This is a genomic window from Pseudomonas corni (assembly GCF_057128765.1).
On sequence record NZ_JBSKHW010000003.1, the window covers coordinates 342,739 to 361,633 of the forward strand.

Sequence of the window (18,895 nt, forward strand, 5' to 3'; positions counted from 1 at the left end):
GATCCAGACTGGGTTTGAGCATAGTCGGCGCTGCTTGTTCCCGGTCGTTGATATTATGCGGCTCGACGGCAGGTGCGGCATCCTTGAAGGCCAAGTGTTGCGCTTGCTGATAAACTGCGCGTCCGTCACGCCAGACCCGCACGATTGCCGATATGTTGCCATTGACTGCCTCACCTGCTCCCCTCAAATCCGCTGAACTGTCCCGTCGTTTTTCTGTTGCGCCGATGATGGACTGGACCGATCGCCATTGCCGGTACTTCCTGCGACTGCTGTCCAAAAACGCATTGCTCTACACCGAAATGGTCACCACCGGTGCGTTGCTGCACGGCGACAGCGAGCGTTTCCTGCGGCACGACGACACGGAGCATCCACTGGCGCTTCAATTGGGTGGCAGCACTGCGGCGGATTTGGCTGCGTGCGCGAAGATGGCCGAAGCGGCGGGGTATGACGAGGTCAACCTTAACGTCGGCTGTCCTAGCGACAGAGTGCAGAACAACTTGATCGGCGCCGTGTTGATGGGCCACCCGAAGTTGGTGGCCGATTGCGTCAAGGCCATGCGCGATGCGGTATCGATCCCGGTGACGGTCAAGCACCGGATTGGCATCAATGGTCGCGACAGTTATGCAGAGCTCTGTGATTTCGTCGGCACCGTGCGCGATGCCGGCTGTACCAGCTTCACCGTCCATGCACGGATCGCCATTCTCGAAGGTCTGTCGCCCAAGGAAAACCGCGATATCCCACCGTTGCGCTATGACGTTGCCGCGCAACTCGTTCAGGATTTTCCGGACCTTGAGTTCATCCTCAACGGGGGTATCAAAACCCTGGATCAATGCCGCGACCATCTGGATACCTTCCACGGCGTGATGCTCGGCCGTGAGGCTTATCACAACCCCTACCTGCTGGCAGAAGTCGACCGCGAACTGTTCGGCAGCACTGCGCCCGTGATCACACGCTCTGAGGTCCTGGCGGCCATGCGCCCCTACATCGCCGCTCACCTGAGTGATGGCGGTTCAATGCACCACATCACGCGTCATGTATTGGGATTGGGGACAGGTTTCCCCGGCGCCCGCAAGTTCCGGCAATTGCTGTCCGTGGACATTCATAAAACCAGTGATCCGCTGGGGCTGCTGGATCAGGCCGGGATGTTGCTGGAAGGACGCTGAGCACGAGCGTTACGATTTGAAATCCTAGCCAACACCAAACAATGCCACGGTAAAAGAAACGATCAGCAAAAACAGGATGGTCATGTTGACTGACATGGGAGCTAAGTCCTTGAAAAATCGATGGCGCTATCATCCCTGTCTCGCAATCCGAAAAGAACGGCGAAGTTCGCTATGTTCAATATTGATCGAATTGATAGTTGGCAAGCGGCTGATGCTGGAAGCCTTGAGTCACAACGATGTCATCGACTCAAGGCGCTGATGTTCAGAGCCATCCGCTCACTAAAGATTCCCAGTCATTGCCCAAAACGATGCGCCTACTCCGGTAATACTTTCGCCGGCGATCAAACCGGCTGCAGCGGTGATCGCAAAATGCTCGGTGACGTGCGGCCAGCGTTGACTCACCAGCCAGGTCAGCACCGCGCCCAAGGCCATCATCAGCGAAGTGGATGCCGGTAGGACGAAAGCCAGGCCAAGGGCCGCTGAACTGGGTAGGAAACGCGAAAGACGATTGGGCAGCAGACTGTCCATCGCGCCCAGAAGCAGCCCAGCCACGGCCCCGAGAAAGATTCCCCAGCGCACGCTCGGCGACAACGAATCGAGCCCATACATCAGCGTTTGCGCCACGGCTTTCCAGGTCGCGACGGCAGGTGCCGGCCATTCTTCGGTGAGCAGCATGCCTTGTGGGTCAGGAATCAGCGCCATGTACACCAGCACGCCAACGATGCTGCCGATAAATATCCCGACGCACTGCGCGATCACCTGCTTTTTCGGCGTCGCGCCGATCGCCATACCGACCTTGAAGTCATTCATCAGATCGGTGCTCTGACCCGCCGCGCCACCTGCTGTGTTGGCACTCATGAGATTGATCGCGACTTGCCCCGGCGCGACGAGGCCAAAGCTGAGCTGCGATAACTTGCCGATGGCGCCAATCGGAGCGATACCTGTAGCACCGACCACTCGCGCCGCTACTACGGCAAGACAGATCGCCAGCGGGATCGACAGCAACGCCATCCAGACGCTGATATCAAACAAGACAGCTTGCAGGCAAACCACCAACGCGATCGACAGCGCAAATCCTGTGGCCGGACCCGCAGAGGGCCTGCGCCAGGTGAAAGCTTTTCTGTCGGTGGTCTGTCGGCGTGATTTGACGATCTGGATGGCCAGCGACACAAGCGTGGAGCTGACCATCAGGCTCACTCCCGGCCACAGCAGCCACTCGACCAGCTTGGCAAATTGCGGCCCGGAGCTGCCCGCTGGCACTACGATCAGCCCTTGCGCCAGCAGCCAGGGTGCCAGCCCGCCCCAGGCCAGTAATGCCCCCAGCAACAGGCTCAATCCCACGCGAATGCCGATGATGCCGCCGAACCCGACCAGTAGCAGCGACGGGTCAGCGGTAAATGTCAGACGTTCCAGTTGCGCGTTCGGCGCCCAGCGCGGGATGGCCCAGAGAAAGGTGTCGATCCATTTCACGCCCGCTGACAGCAGTGCGGCAGAGAACAGTACCTTGATCCGCGCGGCAGCTTCATGGCCGTGGTGATAAATGTGCTGCAGCGTTTCGAGGGTCGCCATGCCTTCGGGAAACTTCAGCGCCTTGTCATTGAGCAGGGCAGGGCGCAGATACCAGGCGATCCAGATGCCGAGAAAGCTCACCGAAAACACCCAGGCCATCATCGGAATCGGGTCCAGTTGCTGGCCGGTCAATAAGGTGTAAGCCGGGATTGGCGCCACCAGCCCGCCGGAAATGATCGACGCCGCCGCCGAGGCGACCGTCTGATTGATATTGCTCTCGTGCAGGGTCCATGGCGGTTGCTTCTTAAACCGTCTGACAAAGCTCTGCCACACGCCGAAGCCCACCAGCAGCGCGATGATCGACATGTTGAACGACCAACCGATCTTCAACCCGGCGTAGACATTCGACGGCGTCAGTACGATGCCCAGCAGTACCCCGGTGACCACCGCACGCACACTCAACTCGCGCTCGACCGGGGTGATGACTGAAGTGCAAGGGGCAATAAGATTCATGGACGATCCTGTGAATCCGGGCAGGGGATGTCTGATGCGGGCGCTGATATCGAGGCCGAACCCACCGCCACGGCCTTCATAAGTGAGGGCGTCTCGGTCAGAAGGTTCAGCTTCAGGACGTTTCGGTTGGCATATCGCCGATAGCCTTAAGGTATCGCTATTAACCAAAAATCGATTAGTCACGTATCGATGTCACGCCCTACAGTCGGCCTCAATAAGAACAAGCGTTATCAGTTGGAATTGAGAATGACTGCTCCCGTCCTGTACAGCGGCCCGATCATCGATGGCCATATTCACCTTTTCGACGCGGCTCGGCCTGAGGGGGTTCCTTGGCCAGAAGTCGGTCATGTCCTGCATGGCACCTCGTTGCCTGCTCAATATCGGCAAGTTGCAACGGCTCATCACATCGTGGGCGCAATTGTTGTGGAAGCCAGTCCCTGGCGTTCCGATAATCAGTGGCTGTTGGAGACCATACGCAGCGCACCTGGCATGCTGGGTTTCGTCGGCAATCTTTCGCCGTTGCACGCTAATTTCAACCAAGACTTCGAGGCGCTCGAAGGCGAGCCGCTGTTTCTCGGACTGCGTTACGGCAACCTTTGGGATCGGGACTTGCTCGGTGACCAGACGCGTCCCGCTTTTATCGACGGCATGCGGCGCCTGGTTGGATCGGGGCGCAGCCTGGACAGCGCCAACCCTGATCCACGATTGATCAAGGGATTGCTACGACTGAGCGACCGGCTGCCTGACCTGCGCATCATTGTTGATCATCTCCCCAGTGCCACGGTCACCGCCGATCAACTGCCGGACTTTCAGCGCGACGTGCTCGCGCTGGCCGAGAACCCCAATGTGTTCGCCAAGCTGGCAGAAATCCCTCAGATGAATGCGGGGATGGTGATCAACGATCCTGCCTACTACCGGGATCGACTGGCGTATCTCTGGGAGGCTTTCGGCGAAGACAGGTGTTTCTTCGGCAGTGACTGGCCCAACAGCAACACCGTCGCCGATTTTGATACGACCCTCGGGCTGGTCAAAACCTGCCTCGCGGAAAAGCCCCGGTCGGTCCAGGAAAAGTTCTTTCTGCACAACGTAGCGAACGCCTATGGGTTGCCCGAGCGGGGAGCATGCTGATGCCAATGCGCGCATTCCGTATGAATCTCAACCCTGGTCAGGCCGATGAATACCGCCGCCGACACGACGAAATATGGCCGGAACTGGTGCAGGCGTTGCGCGACGCGGGCATCACCGATTACCGGATTTTTCTCGATCCGCAATCGCTTGCGCTGTTTGCCGTGATGACCCACGAAGACGATCACACGCTCGATCAACTTCCGCGTTTGCCGGTGATGCAGCGATGGTGGCAGCACATGCAGTCAATCATGCCGAGCCATCCGGATGCGTCGCCCATTAGCGTCGATCTGCAGCCGGTGTTCAGCCTGAATCCCGAATGAAGCACGCCTCTTTCATTCAGGCGAAAACCTAATCCATAAAAACAAAAAGGACGTGAACCGTGGAAATCATTCTGCTCGGTGTGCTGTTGCATTTCATTGGAGGTGCAGCGTCTGGCAGCTTTTATATTCCTTACAAAAAGGTCCACGGCTGGGCCTGGGAAAGTTACTGGATCATGGGCGGCCTGGCGTCCTGGCTAATCGTGCCGTTGATTGCCGCGCAACTGACGGTGCCCGGTTATGTGAGCATCCTGCGTCAGGCTGACAGCGCAACATTGTTCTGGACCTACCTGTTTGGCGTCTTGTGGGGCGTCGGCGGGCTGACGTTCGGCCTGACCATGCGCTATCTCGGGTTGTCGCTGGGCATGTCGCTGGTGATGGGACTGACCTCGGCTTTGGGCGCCTTGATGCCCGCGCTGTACCGCGATCTGTTCACTGACGCCACGGCTGGAACACTGACCGAAATGGTCGCCAGTGTCAGCGGCAACTGGGTGTTGTGGGGCGTGGCAGTATCGATGATCGGCATTGCGTTGTGTGGCCGCGCGGGGATGCTCAAGGAGCGCGACGTGTCGCAGGAAACCAAATTCGCCAGCGTCAGTGAGTTCTCCTTGAGCAAAGGCGCGCTGGTGGCGGTGATTTCCGGGGTACTCAGCGCTTGTTTCAGTTACGGGATTGCGGCGGGTCGTCCCTTGGCCGAAGCCGCCGTGCAACATGGCGCTAACAGCCTGTTCCAGAACAACGTGACCTTCATGGTGATCATGTGGGGCGGGCTCACCACCAACGCAATCTGGTGCCTGTGGCTCAACCGCCGCAATCGCACGTTCGGCGATTACACCAATCCCCAGACCCCGCTGCTGCGCAATTACCTGTTGGTGGCGAGCGCCGGGACGTTATGGTTTCTGCAGTTCTTCTTTTACGGCATGGGCGAAAGCCGCCTGCAGAACGACGCCAGTTCGTGGGTGCTGCACATGTCTTTCATCATCGTCGTTTCCAACTGTTGGGGTCTGTATTTCCGCGAATGGCAGGGCACGACGGCTTCCAACAAGGGCGTGCTGGTGATGGGGATCGCGGTGATTCTGGGCTCCATCGGCATGGTCGGCTACGGCAACTATCTGGGCTGACAGCAGCCCGACATCACTCGATATCCAGCAGGAGGTTCTTATGTTACTGGCAGGCAAAACCGTGATTATTACCGGCGCGTCTCGGGGCATCGGCAGGGCGGCGGCGAAGGAATGCGCGCGACAAGGCGCCAGCGTAGTGATCGGCCACAGCGGTAGCGAGCAGGGGTTGATTGCCGCGCGCAGCCTGATCGACGAGATCAGCGCGTTTGGCGGGCGGGCCGTTGAGGTAGGCAGCGACGCCGAAGATCCGGACACCGGCGACAGGCTGGTCAAGGGCGCGGTAGATGCGTTCGGCAGCGTCGATGTGTTCGTCAATAATGCCGGGATCTGCCCGTTTCACTCGTTCCTCGACATGCCGCGCGAGGTCTATCTGAAGACCATCAACACCAATCTCAACGGCGCGTATTTCGCTGTTCAGGCAGCGGCGAACCAGATGAAGAATCAAGGCAATGGCGGGGCGATCATTGCGGTCAGTTCCATCAGTGCCTTGGTCGGCGGCGCCATGCAAACCCACTACACGCCCACCAAGGCAGGCCTGCATTCGCTGATGCAATCGTGCGCCATCGCGCTGGGCCCATACGGTATTCGCTGCAACTCGGTACTGCCCGGCACCATCGCTACTGATATCAATAAGGACGACCTGGCAGACGAAGAGAAGCTGGCGTACATGACCTCACGCACACCTCTTGGACGTCTTGGGCAGCCAGAAGATGTAGCGGGGCCGATCGTGTTTCTGGCGTCCGACATGGCGCGCTATGTCACGGGGGCGTCGTTGTTGGTCGACGGCGGGTTGTTCGTGAATTTGCAGTAGCGGCAACCGCCCTTTTTAACGCGCTGCATGGACTGGCGGAACATCATCAGGGTCATGTTCAGTCCTTGCAGCGCGGTTTCTCTCCTTCAGGCGATCGGTCCTTAAACTGGATTTATTCCCTTTCTCTCACGGCCAAACAGTGCCGTCCTCCAGACCGTTCAGGTCGCCGAAATTTTCCTCTCTAACGCTCCCAGCGTGACAGCCAGCCTGGCACGGGCTGAAAGCCCTGAGTGCAGACAGAAAACACACTCGGGGCACCCCCTCTAATCGCAATGGTAATAGGAATTGTTCTCTGTTACATTTTCTCGCTTTTTGAAATATATCGGTACAAAAGGGGCTGGGGCCCGCAGCAACTTCAAGGGAGAGGGGAAGGAAGATGGCTCGTAATAAGAAGATGGATGTAAAGGTAAAAACCTTGGCGTTGCTGGTCGCCGCTGTGAGCTGGCATGGCATGGCCGCTGCCGAGGACGCGCCAGCCAAGCCCGCTACGAAAGGCGAGGCGTTGCAGTTGCAGAACTCGGTCATTACCGGAGAAGCGCCGGAAGGCGAACAGACCCTCGGTTATCAGGTACAGAACAGCACCGCTGGCACCAAGACCAGCACGCCTCTGTCCGAGACCCCGCGCTCTGTCTCCGTCGTGACACGTCAGCGCATCCAGGATCAGGGTTCGCAGACCCTGACCGATATCCTCGGTTACGTCCCCGGCATCTTCGCGCCACCTTTCGCGGTCGGTGATGGCCTGGCCGGCGACCTGTTTTCCATCCGTGGCTACAACGCCACCGACTACGGATACGGTCTGCTCAAGGACGGCTTGCGTCTACAAGGCAACCGTTACGACACAACCACTGAGCCCTACGGACTGGAGCGCACTGAAGTTTTCCGTGGCCCGAGCTCGATTCTCTATGGCGAAAACGCGCCGGGCGGCCTGGTCAATCTGGTCAGCAAAAAGCCGACCGAAACGGCCCAGGGTGAAGCCAAATTCAGCTACGGCAGCAACAACCGCCGCCAGCTCGGGCTCGATGTGTCCGGCCCGCTGACCGACGACAACCGCATCCTCGGGCGCGTGGTGATGCTGGGCCGCAATGCCGATACGCAGGTGGACTCGGTGCCGGATGATCGTCTCTATATTGCGCCGTCCATGACGTTCAATTTCGACGAAGACACCGCGCTGACCCTGCTGTCGAGCTACCAGCGCGACCGCACCAAACTGCTGCTCGGCTATCCGGCGGCGGGGACGCTGCTCAACAACGTCAATGGCAAGATCGGTAAGGATCAGTTCAACGGCAACCCGAGCTGGGACGACTTCGAGCGTGAAGCCTGGACGCTGGGTTACGAGTTCAGCCATCAGATCAACGACATCTGGCAGTTCCGTCAGAACTCGCGCTACATGGAGTCGCGTGTGAACCGCCATGAAACCTGGCCGAATAACCTGAATCAGGCCGGCTTCGGCAGCACGTTGAGCAGCAGCGCTTACGACCGCGACAACAAGTCAGTCACTTATTCGGTGGACAACCAGTTCGAAGGTCACTTCACCTCGGGTGCGCTGGAAAATACCGTGTTGCTGGGTGCCAGCTACGACCGCACCTCGTTCAATCAGGACTGGAACGCTGGCTTGGGCGGCACCTACAACGTGTTCAATCCGGTGTTCTCGCCGGTGCAACCGACCACGCCGTTGTACGTTCAGAACTCCCAGCTCGATCAGCACATGTACGGTGCCTACGGCCAACTGCAAAGCAAATACGACAACTGGATTTTCCTGTTGGGTGGGCGTCAGGACTGGGTGCAAAGCGAATACCGCAACCGCGCCCGAGGCACGACGGCGGCCACCGATCTGGACGGCTGGGATCATCGTTTCAGCTGGCAGACGGGTTTGATGTACCAGTTCGAAAACGGCATCTCGCCGTATGTCAGCTATTCGACGGCGTTCACGCCGGTGCAGCAGTCTTCGCAGCCAAACGGCGATTTGCTCGATCCGATCCTCAGCGAGCAATACGAAGTCGGCCTGAAATATGAGCCAAAAGGCTGGAACACCACCTTCAGCGCTGCGGTGTTCGACCTGACCAAATCCCATGACGTAGTGGCCGGCAGCAACGGTTTCAGCCAGCAAGTGGGTAAGAGCAAGTCCAAGGGCGTCGAGCTTGAGGTCAACAGTGATGTGACGCGCAATCTCAGCCTGGTGGCGTCGTACACCTACACCGATGCGCGAGTGACCAAAGACGCGCCGGGGTCGTTGTTCGAGGATCATCAACTGACCGGTATTCCGCGTAATCAGGCTTCGACCTGGGCCACCTATCGCTTCCTGGATGGCGCGCTGAGCGGCTTGCGTCTGGGCGGCGGGGTGCGTTATTTCGACAACACATTCGCCTACACCGCCCCGACGTTGTACGGCAAGTTGAAGACGGGCGATGTGACGCTGGTGGATGCGCTGGTGGGTTACGACATCGACAAGCATTGGTCGGTGGACGTGAACGCGAAGAACCTGTTCGACAAGGAATACGTGTCGGGCTGCAACAACGCAGGGCGTTGCTATTGGGGTGAAGAGCGCACGGTGTTGGGGACTGTGGCGTTTCGTTGGTAATACCCACATCGCTGGCCGTGCGCTGCTTTTGCAGCCGCGCGCGACAGGGTGTACATCCAGCGCATCACGTGGTTCCTGTCGGAGCTGACGAGCAACGCAGCCTCGCGTTGCTCGTCAGCTCCTAAAGGGACGGCGTGATCATCACGTCCGTCAGTCACCTAAAAAACCACTAATCATTCCGCTCCCGCAACGAGTGCGGGCCCTTCAGGTTGTCCGGCGAAAGGAACGCAGAATCCATCACCGTCGCTGAAAATCTGGCGTCAAATTGCCATCATTCTTTTTTCAAGTTGTACGACCTCCTGCCGATACCCCTCAAAACCACACTGACCAGGAGGGCATTTCTCCCATGAAGCTGACCGTCAAAAGCAAATTGCTGTGCTTAGCGATCATTCCCGCGCTGTTGTTCGCGCTCATCATTAGCGGGCTGGCGTCATGGATGTTGCAGCGCAGTGCGGATCAGGAGATGCGCGACACCCGCGACAGCCTGGTCCAGCGCAACCGCGATGTGCTGAAAAACTACGTTGAGGTGGCGCTGACCACCATCAAGCCGTTGCACGATGCGTCGGCGAACGGCGACATGGCTGCCCGCGACAAGGCGCTGGAGGTGTTGAAGCCGGTCAAGTTTGGCGAAGACGGTTACTTCTTCGGCTACGACAGCAAAGGCGTGCGAATCTTCCGGGGCGACAGCACAGCAGGCGTCGGCAAGAGCTTCTGGGACACCAAGGACCCGGACGGCTCTTACCACTACCAGACCTTCGTCGAAGTAGCGAAAAACGGTAAGCATTACATCGATTACGCCGCGCCAAAGCCGGGTCAGGAAAGCGTGCAGGTGCCTAAACTGGGTTACACCGTTTACCTGGAGAAGTGGGACCTGGTGCTGGGCAGCGCCATTAACATGGACGACATCGAGGCCGCCATGGTGCTGGAGCAGGCGGCCGTCAAGGCGCGCACGCGGGACATCCTGGGCAGCATTTTTCTAGTCACGCTGGTGTTGCTGCTGGTCACTGCGGCAGCCGGGATCTGGACAGCCAATGGCATCGTTCGGCCATTGCGCGTGCTCAAGACCAACCTGGATGACATTGCCGCTGGCGAGGGTGATCTGACCCATCGTCTGGCCATCACCAGCAACGATGAGCTGGGCGATCTGGCTGCCTCATTCAACCGCTTCATCGACAAGATCCACACCATGGTCCGCCAGGTCGCGCAGATGACCACTGACCTGGACGGTCTGGTGGAGCAGGCGACGCAGCAGACCCTGCGTTCCGAACAAGCGATGCAGCGTCAGCGCAACGAGACCGATCAAGTCGCCACCGCGATCAACGAGATGTCGTCTGCCGCGCAGGAAGTCGCCATGAGTGCCCAGCGTGCCGCCGAAGCTGCCGCTGAAACCGACCAGCAGGGGCATGCCGCACGCAAAGTGGTGGGCAACAACATTCAGGGCATGAGCGCTCTGGTGTCGGACATCCGCCTGAGCGGTACCAGCCTGGATAACCTGCAGCAGGACGTGCGTTCGATCGTTTCGGTGCTCGACGTGATCCGCTCGATTGCCGAACAGACCAACCTGCTGGCGCTCAACGCTGCCATCGAAGCGGCGCGTGCCGGTGAAGCCGGTCGTGGTTTTGCGGTAGTGGCCGATGAGGTCCGCGCGCTGGCCAGTCGCACGCAGACCAGCACCCAGGAAATCCAGGGCATGATCACCCGCCTCGAAGCTGGCACCACAGCCTCGGTCGCGGCCATGCGCCGGTCCACGGAAGCGGGTGAAGGTGCCAATAAGCAGACCAACGAAGTCGGTGTGTCGCTGGACTCCATCTCGGGCCTGATCGGCACCATCAACGCAATGAACGCGCAGATCGCCAGTGCCGCTGAAGAGCAGACCTCGGTCGCCGAAGAGATCAACCGCAGCGTGCACCAGATTGCTGGCGCCGTGGAAAGTCTGGCCGACGAAACCGAGCAAAGCGCGCGCACCATGCGCGAGGTGTCATCTCTGGGCAGCAACCTGAGCAGCCTGGTCCGTCAATTCAAAATCTGAAGAACCGTTTCAGCCGGTCGCTTGCCTGGCAACAGGCGGCGATAGCTGTTCTAGTAACGTGCGAATGCTTAGCTTGATCATGATTAGCGAGCAATCGAAATGCCGACATCGAGCGGCAAATGATAAGAAAACCAGCAGCACACCCGTGTTTCAGACCCAGGAGTGAGTAAACGATGTCCGATGACGATACCTCCCCAGGCCGTCGCGACTTTCTACGCAAGTCGCTGACGCTCATCCCCGTTGTGACTCTGGCCAGCGCAGGCCTTCCCGCTACCACCTTCGCGCAGACCCCCGCCAGCGATGCCCAACAAGGCGCGCAACCCGCGAGCAAACCCGACGACTACAAACCGACGTTTTTTACCCCCGACGAATGGACGTTCGTGTTTGCAGCCTGTGACCGTTTGATCCCGTCCGATCAGGTTGGCCCCGGCGCCGTGGAACTGGGCGTTCCGGAATTTCTCGATCGCCACATGCAGACGCCTTACGCAAACGGCGGCATCTGGTACATGCAAGGCCCGTTTCTGGAAGCAGCCCCTGAGTTCGGTTATCAGGGCCGTCTGACCCTGCGCGAACTGTTGCGGGTCGGCATCAAAGCGATGGACGCCAGCTGCAAGAAAACCTTCTCCGGCAAGACCTTCGCTCAACTGACAACGGCTCAGCAGGAAGACCTGTTGAAAGCTGCCGAGAGCGGCAAGCTGGTACTGGAGGAAGTGTCGTCGAAGCTGTTCTTTACCAACCTGCTTAACGAGGTGCGCAACGGCTATTTCGCCGATCCGTCCCACGGCGGCAACAAAAATATGGGCGCGTGGAAAATGATCGGTTACCCCGGCATGCGCGCCGATTACATGGACTGGGTGACGGTGCGTGATAAGCCGTACCCGTTGCCGCCGGTTGATCTGGCCGGGCGGAGGGGTTGAGCATGGCGAACGTCAAACCGAAAGTAGATGCAGTCATCGTTGGCATGGGCTGGACCGGCGCCATCATGGCCAAAGAGCTCACCGATGCGGGCCTGAATGTGGTGGTGCTGGAACGCGGCGCGGATCGCGACACACAACCTGATTTTGCCTACCCCAAAGTGGTCGACGAGCTGGAAGGTTCGGTGCATCGCCGCTACCTGCAAAGTCTGTCCCAGGAAACCGTCACCGTGCGGCACAACCAGACGTCCACCGCCGTGCCCTATCGGCAGATGGGCTCGTTCAAACCGGGCACTGGCGTCGGCGGCGCGGGCAGTCACTGGTCCGGGTGCCACTTCCGCGCACTGCCGGAAGACTTCAATCTGCGCAGCAATGTCGAGCAGCGCTATGGCGCCAAGTTCATTCCCAGCGACATGACGATCCAGGACTTTCCGGTCACCTACGAAGACCTCGAACCGCACTTCGATCACTTCGAACACGTCTGTGGCACCTCGGGCAAAGCCGGTGTGATTCAGGGCGCCAAACAGGCGGGCGGCAATCCGTTCGAAGGGTCGCGCTCCCGTGAGTTTCCGCTGGGGCCGAACCCTAACTACCTGGGCGCCGAGATGTTTTACAAAGGCGCGCGGGAGATGGGCTGGGACCCGTATCCGATCCCGGCATCCAACGCATCCGGACCTTACGTCAACCCGTACGGTTGTCAGATGGGTCCGTGCAACGCCTGCGGTTTCTGCAGCGATTACGGGTGCCTGAACTACTCCAAGGCCAGCCCGAACATCAGCATTCTGCCGGTGCTGCGCTTGCGCAAGAATTTCGAGATGCGCACTAACTCTCAGGTGCTCAAAGTCAATCTCGATAGCGATGGCAAAAAAGCGACCGGCGTCACCTATCTGGATGCGCAGGGCCGTGAAGTCGAGCAGCAGGCGGACATGGTTCTGCTGTGCGCGTTCTCGCTGTTCAACGTGCATTTGATGCTGCTGTCGGGCATCGGCAAACCCTACGATCCGCAGACCGGCGAAGGCACCATCGGGCGCAATTATTCCTACCAGAACCTCAACCGCGTGGTGCTGTTTTTCGGCAAGGAAGTGCAGGCCAACCAGTTCATCGGCATCGGTGGCGCAGGGACGACGATGGACAACCTCAACGGCAACCAGCTCGATAACGCCAAGGCCGGTTTTGTTGGCGGCGGCGTGATCTGGGCGCGTCAACCGGGTGCAGGTCCCGTGCGCGGGATCAACGTGCCGCCGGGGACGCCGAACTGGGGCACGCAGTGGAAACAGGCCGCCAGCGATGCGTTCCGTCACTCGTTCTACTTCGAAGTGCAGGGCGCGTGCATGTCGTACCGTCAGCATTATCTGAGCCTTGATCCGACCTACAAGGACGGCTTCGGTCGGCCGTTGCTGCGCATGAATTTCGATTGGCACGACAACGAAATCAAGGCCTCGCAATACCTGGTAGGCAAGGCGCTGGAGATGTCGAAAATCCTCAACCCGACGGCTGTGGCGGGCGACGCCAAGAAACCGGGCGAGCATTACAACATCACCAAGTACCAGAGCACCCACACCTGCGGCGGCGCGATCATGGGTAACGACCCGAAAACCTCGGCGCTGAACCGTTACCTGCAATCGTGGGACGTGCATAACGTGTTCGCGATTGGTGCCAACGCGTTCCCGCAGAACAACGGCTATAACCCGACCGGGATGGTGGGCGCGCTGGCGTATTGGTCTGCCAAGGCCATCCGCGAGCAATACCTGAAAAACCCCGGCCCGCTGGTTCAGGCATAAGGAGAACGACCCATGAAAAAGTTTCTCCTGAGCCTGGTTGGACTGGGCGTTGTGGTGCTGGTGGTGTTCCTGGCCTTTGCCTTCTGGCCCACCCACACCCGAGCGTTGCAGGCGGCACCTGAAGCTGAACAAGCGGCGCTGATCGAGAAGGGCCGCTATCTGGCGGACGCTGGCGATTGCACGGCCTGCCACACCGCAAAAGGCGGCAAACCGTTTGCGGGCGGTCTGCCGATTGCTTCGCCGATTGGCACGCTGTACAGCAGCAACATCACGCCGGACAAGGTGTCGGGCATCGGCGGTTATTCGCTGGATGACTTTGACCGGGCGTTGCGTCATGGCATCGCCGCCAATGGCGATAGTCTGTACCCGGCCATGCCGTATCCGGCGTACGCGAAAGTCAGCGACGACGACATTCGCGCGCTCTATGCGTTCTTCATGCAGGGCGTCGCGCCAGTCGGTGTGATCAACCGTGTCAATGACGTGCCGTGGCCGTTGTCCATGCGCTGGCCGTTAGCAATCTGGCGCAAGACCTTTGCGCCGGACCCGGATGCTATTGCGTTCAAGGCCGATGGCTACAAGGACGCCGAAGTCGCCCGCGGTGCCTATCTGGTGCAGGGCCTGGGCCACTGCGGCAGTTGCCACACGCCACGGGCACTGACCCTGCAGGAAAAGGCGCTGGACGAGTCGAGCCCGATTTACCTGTCCGGTGGGCCGGTGATCGATGGCTGGCTGGCGGTCAATCTGCGGGGTAATCCGGCGGACGGTCTGGGTGCCTGGAGCAAGGAAGACATCGTCGCTACCCTGCGCAGCGCTCGCAGTGCAACCCACGCGGTATTGGGCGGTGCGATGGGCGATGTGGTGGTGCACAGCACTCAGCATCTGAACGATGGCGACCTGCAGGCGGTGGCGGCGTACCTGAAAACCCTGCCGGCCAGCGAGCGTCAGGTGTCGAGCTTCAAGGCTGATCCGTCGACGGCGAAAGCGTTGGCGGCGGGCGAGGAAGGCAGTCGTGGCGCCCAGTTGTATGTCGACAACTGCTCTGCCTGTCACCGAACCAACGGCCAAGGCTATGAGCGGGTGTTCCCGAAGATCGCCGGCAACTCGTCGGTGCTCTCGGAAGACCCGGTGTCGATGATTCGTCTGGTGTTGGCGGGCAGCAAATTGCCGGCTACCGCAGCGGCGCCGTCGGAGCTGGGCATGCCCGGATTCGCCTGGCGGCTGTCGGATGATGAAGTCGCGCAACTGCTGACGTTCATCCGCAGCAGTTGGGGTAACCAGGCGCCAGCGGTGAAAGCCGAGCAGGTAAAACAACTGCGGGCGACCTTGCCACAGGAGTCGCCAGCGGTGTCACGGACCGATATCGCCAAGCCGTAATACGCGGCCTCTGTAGGAGCGCGCTTGCCCGCGATAGCAATATGTCAGGCGACACGTCGTCACACACAAAAGGCCATCGCGGGCAAGCGCGCTCCTACAACCGCTCTGCGTCAGGCGCGACGCAAACCGCTTCGGCCATAAAACGCCACCACCACAAAACACCCCAGCGGCAGTAGATACGCCATTGCCGTTGAGGCGTGGTCGGCGATCAGGCCCATCAGATACGGCATTAACGCCCCACCCACGATCGCCATGATCAAAAACGAGCTGCCACGTTTGGTGTGCGGTCCGAGGTTTTTCACGCCCATCGCAAAGATGGTCGGGAACATGATCGACATGAAAAAGAAGATCGCGATCAGCGCGACCACCGACACATTTTCCACCCCCGACACCACCACCGCGCAAAGTGCAACATTGATCCAGGCATAGACCATCAGCAGCCGTTGCGCGGAAATACGCCCCATCAGCCAAGTGCTGAAAAACCGTCCGACCATGAAACTGATCATGCCCACTGACAGCAGATAAGCCGCCGTCTGGCTTGTCATGTTGGCCCAGTGTTCGGTGACGTAATTGATGAAGAACGCTCCGACCCCGACCTGCGCCGCCACGTAGAAGAACTGCGTGATCACGCCGCCGACGAACTCGGGGTGTTGCCACAGGGTTTTGTCGCTGCTGCGCTGGATCTGCGATTCCTGCTCACGCAAATCTGGCAACGGCGTGCGGTAAAACAGGGCCGCCACCAGCAACACGATCACTGCGATGACCACATAGGTGGTTTGCAGCGAGCTGTTATCGCCAGCGGTCTGTGTGCCGCTGAAGAACAGCGCACCGCCCAGCAATGGCCCGACGAATTGCCCCAGGCCGTTAAATGACTGCGCCAGATTCAAGCGTCGCTCGGCGCCTTGTGGGTCACCCAATACTGTGGCGTAAGGGTTGGCAGCGGTTTCCAGACAGCCCAGGCCCAAGGCAATCACGAACAGCGCGAACAGGAAAAACGGAAAGCTCTGTGCATTGGCGGCGGGCATGAACAGCAATGCGCCGATTGCGTACAAACACAGCCCAAGCAGAATCCCGGCCTTGTAGCCAAAGCGGTCCATGAGCAAACCGGCGGGCAGGGCGATGATGAAATACGCCCCGAAATACGCCGCTTGCAGCAGCCCGGATTGCGCCTTGCTGACGTGCAGGGTTTCCTGAAAATGCTTGTTCAGCACGTCCAGCAGGCCATACGACAGCCCCCATAGAAAGAACAGACTGGTCACCAGAATCAGCGCCCAGCGCACCGACGGCACAGCTTGCCGGTTTACCTGTGTTTCGATCTTCGCTTGCTTGGTCAGCATGACGCTCTCCTTGTTGTTTTTGTAAGGCGTGAAGCTTGTTGTAGGGTCTGGGCGGACGCGACGATTCCTGTGGGAGCGGACCTGTCCGCGAATGCTGCTTCAAAGACGACGTATTTTTGTCGGCTGTACCGGCCTCTTCGCGGACAGGTCCGCTCCCACGGGTTGATTTTGTGGGTGTCAGCCCGGTTGATCACTAAGGCTGAAAATCCTCGTCATCGGCTGCCACTTATTCCCGGGCTCGGTCCACGGCGTCGGCGTCTGAAAACGCCACATCAGCTCTTCCCACGCCAGCACATCCGGGTTGCTCACGGCTGCGCGATTCATCGCCTCGGCGCTGTACGCAGGCCCCGTGTCCATGACCATGAACAGCCGTGTGCCCAGTCGCCAGATCTGCATGTCCAGCACACCGTGGCTGCGCAAATGCTCGGCAATGCTCGGCCAGATCTGCTCATGCAGGCGGGTGTATTCGGCGATGGCGTCGGCGTCATCGATCAAGTCCAGCGCCAGGCAAAACCGCGCGCCGCTCATGTCAGCGCTCGGTCGAGATGGGTATAACCACCGTCAACGAACAGCCACTGTCCGGTGGTGTGGGAGGCGCGCGAAGACAGCAGAAACAACACGCTGTCTGCGATCTCTTCTGGTTCAGTCATGCGCTGGCCCAGAGGGATTTTCTCGACGATGCGCGCAAGCTTCGCCTGCGGATCATCGAAGGTGGCGATCCAGCGCTCGTACAGCGGCGTCATCACTTCCGCCGGAATCACCGCGTTGACCCGCACGCCATCGGCCAGCAACGACGCCGCCCATTCGCGGGTCAACGACAGCTGCGCGCCTTTGGAGGCGGTGTAGCCGCTGGTGCCGCCTTGTCCGGTGACAGCAGTCTTGGAGCCGATATTGACGATGGCGCCGCGACTGGCCTTGAGCGCATCGAGGCACAAATGGGTGATGACGTAGTAGTGAATCAGGTTCTTTTCCAGGGATTCGACGAAGGCGCTGCGGCCAGCCTCGAGCCCGACGTTGTCGTTGACGCCTGCGTTGTTCACCAGACCGTCGATGCGTCCGAAGCGCTCCAGCACCTGCGCTACGGCAGCGCGACAGCCTTCTTCATCGCGCAACTCGACTTGCACGAACAGGCTTTGCGGCTGGCGCTGATCCAGCTCGGCGGCAAGGGCATCGGGCAGCGGCTGATTGGCAAAAATGACCGGGATCGCGCCTTCTTCGGCCAGGCCCAGGGAGATGGCGGCGCCAATCCCCGAGCCGCCTCCGGTGACGATCACGACTTTGTCTTGCAGATGCAGATTCATGGGCAGATTCCTTCCAGGCCGTAGAGGCGAATGGCATTGCCGCCACGGATCGCGGCCTGTTCTGTGGCAGACAAATCGGCGATGGCGGTTTCGAACAGGTGATGCACGTCGTGGTAGCTGCCAGCGAGCTGGCAGACCGGCCAGTCGGAGCCGAACATGAGGCGCTGCGGGCCGAACAGTTCCAGTGCCAGGTAGAAGTAGGGGAGCAACTGCACCGGGTGCCATTGCTGCCAATCGGCTTCGGTGATCAGCCCGGACAGTTTGCAGCTGACGTGGGGCAGGGCGGCCAAGGGCGCCAGGCGCTCGGCCCACGCCACCGGGTTGTCGTTTTCGACGTCGGGTTTGCCCAGGTGATCGAGCACAAGGTGGTGCTGGTCGTGGCGTTGGCACAGTGCGGTGGCGGCGTCGAGATCCTGTTCTTTGATGAGGATTTCGTAGATCTTTTGCTGGCGTTGCAGCACCCGCAAACCGTTATTGAAGGCCGGGTCGTGCATGAACGCCAAGGGCGACGGTTCGTCCTGGATCAGGTGCCGAAAGCCGCTCAGGCGAGGGGCGTCGGACCAGCGTTCCAACCTGTGTTCGAGGTCATCGGCGCGCAGATCGACCCAGCCGATGACGCCGAAGATCCATGGGTGTTGGTCAGCGAGGGTGAGCAGGGCATCGGTTTCGTTTTCGCTCTGCCTCGCCTGCACGGCGATGCAACCGTCGATCCCCGTCGCGTCGAACAGCGGCTTGAGATCGTCCGGCATGAAGTCGCGGCGCAAGGCCCCGTGACGATCATCGATCCACGGATAATCCTGCGCCCGGTAGCGCCAGAAGTGCTGGTGCGCGTCGAGCCGCAGTGGGCTCAGCGAGCGGGTGTCTTGGGACGACATTGTTGTTGTACTCCGTCCAAGTCTGGTCATGCAGCCTCTGTAGGAGCGAACTTGTTCGCGAGGCGTTTTGTCAGGCAAACCGTGTCGTATGTCTCGCCAACAAGTTGGCTCCTACAGAAGCGCGCGGCTCATCCGTCACAGGAA

The 18,895-nt window shown here is 59.8% G+C and carries 15 protein-coding genes and 1 pseudogene; 11 read left to right on the plus strand and 5 right to left on the minus strand.

Going from position 1 to position 18,895, the window contains the following annotated elements:
- Window positions 1–152: 152 nt before the first annotated feature.
- Entirely contained in the window at window positions 153–1,163 is a 1,011-nt protein-coding gene (gene dusA / locus ACWKV9_RS08620) for a tRNA dihydrouridine(20/20a) synthase DusA (protein WP_483835667.1), read from the plus strand.
- Between the two features lie 279 nt (window positions 1,164–1,442).
- Here dusA and ACWKV9_RS08625 read toward each other — a convergent pair whose 3' ends face one another.
- Window positions 1,443–3,185 carry an OPT family oligopeptide transporter gene (locus tag ACWKV9_RS08625; protein WP_483835668.1) on the minus strand — a complete coding sequence of 581 codons (1,743 nt, stop codon included), beginning with the start codon at window positions 3,183–3,185 and terminating at the stop codon, window positions 1,443–1,445.
- Between the two features lie 246 nt (window positions 3,186–3,431).
- Between ACWKV9_RS08625 and ACWKV9_RS08630 the strand changes: the two genes are divergently transcribed.
- The 10 genes and pseudogenes from ACWKV9_RS08630 (at window position 3,432) to ACWKV9_RS08675 (ending at window position 15,238) form a co-directional block, all read left to right on the plus strand.
- On the plus strand, window positions 3,432–4,313 hold the full coding sequence (locus tag ACWKV9_RS08630; protein ID WP_483835669.1) for an amidohydrolase family protein: 882 nt from the start codon (window positions 3,432–3,434) through the stop codon (window positions 4,311–4,313).
- Window positions 4,313–4,633, plus strand: a complete 321-nt coding sequence (rhaM, locus tag ACWKV9_RS08635) for an L-rhamnose mutarotase (RefSeq protein WP_483835670.1) — start codon at window positions 4,313–4,315, stop codon at window positions 4,631–4,633. The genes ACWKV9_RS08630 and rhaM overlap by 1 nt, the downstream gene beginning before the upstream one ends.
- A gap of 59 nt (window positions 4,634–4,692) precedes the next feature.
- Window positions 4,693–5,751 (plus strand): L-rhamnose/proton symporter RhaT, encoded by a 1,059-nt coding sequence (rhaT, locus tag ACWKV9_RS08640; protein WP_483835671.1) that lies wholly within the window; start codon window positions 4,693–4,695, stop codon window positions 5,749–5,751.
- Window positions 5,752–5,791: 40 nt separating this feature from the next.
- Window positions 5,792–6,562, plus strand: coding sequence for an L-rhamnose 1-dehydrogenase Lra1 (gene lra1, locus ACWKV9_RS08645; RefSeq protein ID WP_483835672.1), 771 nt, complete (start codon window positions 5,792–5,794; stop codon window positions 6,560–6,562).
- Between the two features lie 376 nt (window positions 6,563–6,938).
- Window positions 6,939–9,140, plus strand: coding sequence for a TonB-dependent siderophore receptor (locus ACWKV9_RS08650; RefSeq protein WP_483835673.1), 2,202 nt, complete (start codon window positions 6,939–6,941; stop codon window positions 9,138–9,140).
- Between the two features lie 463 nt (window positions 9,141–9,603).
- A pseudogene (locus tag ACWKV9_RS08655) lies at window positions 9,604–10,311 on the plus strand (cache domain-containing protein); the annotation flags it as partial.
- Between the two features lie 102 nt (window positions 10,312–10,413).
- Window positions 10,414–11,169, plus strand: a complete 756-nt coding sequence (locus tag ACWKV9_RS08660; RefSeq protein ID WP_483835716.1) for a methyl-accepting chemotaxis protein — start codon at window positions 10,414–10,416, stop codon at window positions 11,167–11,169.
- 173 nt (window positions 11,170–11,342) lie between these two features.
- A complete protein-coding gene (locus ACWKV9_RS08665) occupies window positions 11,343–12,086 on the plus strand; it encodes a gluconate 2-dehydrogenase subunit 3 family protein (RefSeq protein ID WP_483835674.1) in 744 nt (247 codons plus the stop codon).
- A gap of 2 nt (window positions 12,087–12,088) precedes the next feature.
- Window positions 12,089–13,864: a GMC family oxidoreductase gene (locus tag ACWKV9_RS08670; protein ID WP_483835675.1), complete on the plus strand. Its 1,776-nt coding sequence runs from the start codon at window positions 12,089–12,091 to the stop codon at window positions 13,862–13,864.
- A 12-nt stretch (window positions 13,865–13,876) separates the two neighbouring features.
- Entirely contained in the window at window positions 13,877–15,238 is a 1,362-nt protein-coding gene (locus tag ACWKV9_RS08675) for a cytochrome c (RefSeq protein ID WP_483835676.1), read from the plus strand.
- Between the two features lie 110 nt (window positions 15,239–15,348).
- On the opposite strand, the gene fucP is transcribed toward ACWKV9_RS08675, so the two are convergent.
- The 4 genes from fucP to ACWKV9_RS08695 all read right to left on the minus strand — a co-directional run bounded on the left by fucP (window position 15,349) and on the right by ACWKV9_RS08695 (window position 18,751).
- Window positions 15,349–16,575 (minus strand): L-fucose:H+ symporter permease, encoded by a 1,227-nt coding sequence (gene fucP, locus ACWKV9_RS08680; protein ID WP_483835677.1) that lies wholly within the window; start codon window positions 16,573–16,575, stop codon window positions 15,349–15,351.
- 177 nt (window positions 16,576–16,752) lie between these two features.
- Complete coding sequence (locus ACWKV9_RS08685; protein WP_483835678.1) at window positions 16,753–17,103, minus strand: L-rhamnose mutarotase; 351 nt, start codon at window positions 17,101–17,103, stop codon at window positions 16,753–16,755.
- A complete protein-coding gene (locus ACWKV9_RS08690; protein WP_483835679.1) occupies window positions 17,100–17,876 on the minus strand; it encodes an L-fucose dehydrogenase in 777 nt (258 codons plus the stop codon). The genes ACWKV9_RS08685 and ACWKV9_RS08690 overlap by 4 nt, the downstream gene beginning before the upstream one ends.
- Entirely contained in the window at window positions 17,873–18,751 is an 879-nt protein-coding gene (locus ACWKV9_RS08695) for an amidohydrolase family protein (protein ID WP_483835680.1), read from the minus strand. Before ACWKV9_RS08695 ends, ACWKV9_RS08690 begins: the two co-directional genes overlap by 4 nt.
- Window positions 18,752–18,895 lie beyond the last annotated feature (144 nt).

What these genes read in the sequence shown, in the direction of transcription:
- dusA (WP_483835667.1), top strand. Translation starts at nt 153, where the DNA reads ATGTTGCCATTGACTGCCTCACCTGCTCCCCTCAAATCCGCTGAACTG.
- ACWKV9_RS08625 (WP_483835668.1), bottom strand. Translation starts at nt 3,185, where the DNA reads ATGAATCTTATTGCCCCTTGCACTTCAGTCATCACCCCGGTCGAGCGC.
- ACWKV9_RS08630 (WP_483835669.1), top strand. Translation starts at nt 3,432, where the DNA reads ATGACTGCTCCCGTCCTGTACAGCGGCCCGATCATCGATGGCCATATT.
- rhaM (WP_483835670.1), top strand. Translation starts at nt 4,313, where the DNA reads ATGCCAATGCGCGCATTCCGTATGAATCTCAACCCTGGTCAGGCCGAT.
- lra1 (WP_483835672.1), top strand. Translation starts at nt 5,792, where the DNA reads ATGTTACTGGCAGGCAAAACCGTGATTATTACCGGCGCGTCTCGGGGC.
- ACWKV9_RS08650 (WP_483835673.1), top strand. Translation starts at nt 6,939, where the DNA reads ATGGCTCGTAATAAGAAGATGGATGTAAAGGTAAAAACCTTGGCGTTG.
- ACWKV9_RS08660 (WP_483835716.1), top strand. Translation starts at nt 10,414, where the DNA reads ATGCAGCGTCAGCGCAACGAGACCGATCAAGTCGCCACCGCGATCAAC.
- ACWKV9_RS08665 (WP_483835674.1), top strand. Translation starts at nt 11,343, where the DNA reads ATGTCCGATGACGATACCTCCCCAGGCCGTCGCGACTTTCTACGCAAG.
- ACWKV9_RS08670 (WP_483835675.1), top strand. Translation starts at nt 12,089, where the DNA reads ATGGCGAACGTCAAACCGAAAGTAGATGCAGTCATCGTTGGCATGGGC.
- ACWKV9_RS08675 (WP_483835676.1), top strand. Translation starts at nt 13,877, where the DNA reads ATGAAAAAGTTTCTCCTGAGCCTGGTTGGACTGGGCGTTGTGGTGCTG.
- fucP (WP_483835677.1), bottom strand. Translation starts at nt 16,575, where the DNA reads ATGCTGACCAAGCAAGCGAAGATCGAAACACAGGTAAACCGGCAAGCT.
- ACWKV9_RS08685 (WP_483835678.1), bottom strand. Translation starts at nt 17,103, where the DNA reads ATGAGCGGCGCGCGGTTTTGCCTGGCGCTGGACTTGATCGATGACGCC.
- ACWKV9_RS08690 (WP_483835679.1), bottom strand. Translation starts at nt 17,876, where the DNA reads ATGAATCTGCATCTGCAAGACAAAGTCGTGATCGTCACCGGAGGCGGC.
- ACWKV9_RS08695 (WP_483835680.1), bottom strand. Translation starts at nt 18,751, where the DNA reads ATGTCGTCCCAAGACACCCGCTCGCTGAGCCCACTGCGGCTCGACGCG.